The organism is Serratia sp. 506_PEND (assembly GCF_001076875.1).
Lineage (GTDB): Bacteria > Pseudomonadota > Gammaproteobacteria > Enterobacterales > Enterobacteriaceae > Serratia > Serratia marcescens.
This window is the reverse complement of sequence record NZ_JVEL01000270.1, coordinates 1-2531: the sequence shown is the minus strand read 5'-3', so window position 1 is coordinate 2531 and position 2531 is coordinate 1. Positions and strand designations below refer to the sequence as shown.

Genomic DNA, 2531 nt, shown 5'->3' with positions numbered 1-2531 from the left:
ATGTGATTCGTTTTTATTAATTTTATTAAAAGTATTTTTCATACGAACTCCTTTCGTTTTTTGACAGAAGCATATTCCTTATGCTTAGAATATGTATAATGCAGAAGATAAAAATGTCAATGCATAGGTTGAATGAATAAAGAATCTATTGCTGAAATGAAACAACGTTTTCAGGGCATTTTGCGTTGTTGGTTTTGGTTTTGATGTTCTTTTTTAACCGAAGGGCGAAAAAGCAAGGTCAACTTGAGAAGCGTAGCTTCGATAAGTTAGCCCTTGCTTTCTTCCGCTAAAAGTAGTGATGAGTTCTTGACATTCTTAAAAAATATAGTAGTGGTATATTATGTTTTTTATAAGGAAAAATAAAAATGAAGAAAAAAGATTACATAATTACATTCACAGTGCTATTTTTATTTGTACTATCTTTCATTTCTATCTTTGTTATAGATTATTCGTGGGGTAAGAATAGGGGGTTTGGTGAGGTTTTACTTATGATATCTCCGGTTTTATATCTGTTTTTATTTCCATTTATATTCCCTCCAATGCAAAACAAGAGTAAAAATAATCCACTTGTGTAACAAGTGGATTTGATATGTTATTGTGCGGGACTGTTTTCAGAAATGTCGAAGAAATAACTGAGAGTTTTATGTGCAATAGTGTAAATTATGTTAGCTAATGATAATGCCGCCACCCATACCAGAATTAAATATCCTAAAACACTCTGGAAAAAATAGGGAAATAAATTATTTGTAGAGTCAGGTAATGCGTCGAGACACAAAGTTAGAGCAGATGCAGTCGCTGCTATGGCATATAATAGCTCAGCATGAGGTTTAATCCGTTTATAAAAAGCAGAAAGCCCAAACGATATTATTATAGGTGGGGCCAATAAAAAGTAATTAGATGTATCCATTCCATTATTTTCTTTCCTATATATTAAATATGCAACCGTCAATAAACCTAATATCATTAGACCTAATGCTGATAAATTCCAGTAACGAAGTATTTTATTATTCATTTATTAATATCGCTCTCATCAATTATCTGATATTTAAATTCATACAGCTTCTTTCGATCTGCTGCCGCCAAATAACAATTGGAAATATTTTCTTTATTTGGAATTATTAGCATGAGAAAAAAAGGCCTTGTATGACCTGATTTGATAAACAAGTCTTGGATACTGCGGATATCCGTTCCTGATGGGGTTGCTACGGCTTCGTTATGTGTATGCCAATCACCTAAGTAATGAAATCCGTCTTCGAAAAACGAAATGATATCTTCTTTGGCTTTTTTCTCATTTAACTTGAAGAAATTTCTTTTCCTCAAGTCAAAAGGGCTTGGTGTGGTTATTTTATTGATTTCAATCTCTGAGTCATTGAGATTATTGGAAAATAACATTCCCCCAGATTCTTTACTAAAACAGTGAGTTTGACGGTGAGAAAATAATTCATCTACTATGCTTTGGCTGATGCATATTTTAAAATCTAATTCGGCACAATGAAATTTATGCATCACGTTTTTCCCAATTAGAATTTTCAAAAACAAGAGGTATGATACAATCACCCTTTTCTGGATTTCCGAATTGTGCTATCCATTTATCATTCCATTTTCCACCCAATTCTAAAAGTTCTGCTTCTCTTCCTAAATAACTATAAGCAAAAGATTCATTTGAAAAACGATCCATAATAAGATCTATTACTGTTCTTGCAGTTAGAGCATGTAAATTAGTCAATGGGATAGCTCCGTATGGCTGGAACTCTCCGGCACATGCAGCTATTCTTTTGCGAGTATTTTCTTTCCAGTAAGTAGCAGGATATTTTAATGCACCAATATATTTACCTTCTGTAATATGCCAGCTATTAAAAGCATTAGAATCCACTTGGTTGACTATTACATGCCCAGCCATCGCATGAGCTTCAACAAATGCAAAGACAATAGCACCAAGAATGTCTTCCGACTGTCTTTTAATTAACTGCTGTTCAGTATTCCAATGTGCAGTGCAGCTTACTATAATATCGGCTTCTGCAATTTTTTGGTTATTCTTGGAATCTTCTGTCCAATCTTCATTAAAAGCTTCTATATAGGCATTTGGAAACTCTTTCCGTAGCCTTGAGGCAAGAGCTAATGCTTTATTTTTATAAACAGAATCAAATCCTAATAGATGACGAGAGAAGTTTTCACTCTTCATTAAATCATCATCCCAAAGCATCATTTTTCTAATGCCTGATTGAAGTAACAGTCTTGATACCGAAGATCCTACTGAACCACATCCGACGATAGCTACTTTATGTTCAGAGATTTTCTTGTAAGTTTTGTTATGCTCACGGCCCGTTAACCAAGAATCGTCAGAACGGTCAACTATGAGATTTTCTGTTTTAGTTTGGCCTATTCTATTTTTTAAAATCTTTCCATCGATGTAATTTCTATATCCATCTAATAAAGCTGTATTTCTGAATCGGCCCCGACTAAGACCTCTGGTATCGAAGCGGTCTGAGGCAAGATCACTAACGCCCTTGGGAATCTGTATTCCTATAATA

Annotated in this window: 3 protein-coding genes; all 3 read right to left on the bottom strand. The window is 34.0% G+C overall.

All coding sequences use genetic code 11. From position 1 onward, the window contains the following. Positions 1 to 592: 592 nt before the first annotated feature. On the bottom strand, positions 593 to 1012 hold the full coding sequence (locus ADK28_RS31350; protein ID WP_124988832.1) for a hypothetical protein: 420 nt from the start codon (positions 1010 to 1012) through the stop codon (positions 593 to 595). Then, complete coding sequence (locus ADK28_RS07085; protein WP_048795271.1) at positions 1009 to 1506, bottom strand: Mov34/MPN/PAD-1 family protein; 498 nt, start codon at positions 1504 to 1506, stop codon at positions 1009 to 1011. Before ADK28_RS07085 ends, ADK28_RS31350 begins: the two co-directional genes overlap by 4 nt. Then, positions 1499 to 2531: ThiF family adenylyltransferase (locus ADK28_RS29875; protein ID WP_161802702.1), on the bottom strand; the 1033-nt coding region annotated here is incomplete at its 5' end. The genes ADK28_RS07085 and ADK28_RS29875, both read right to left, overlap by 8 nt.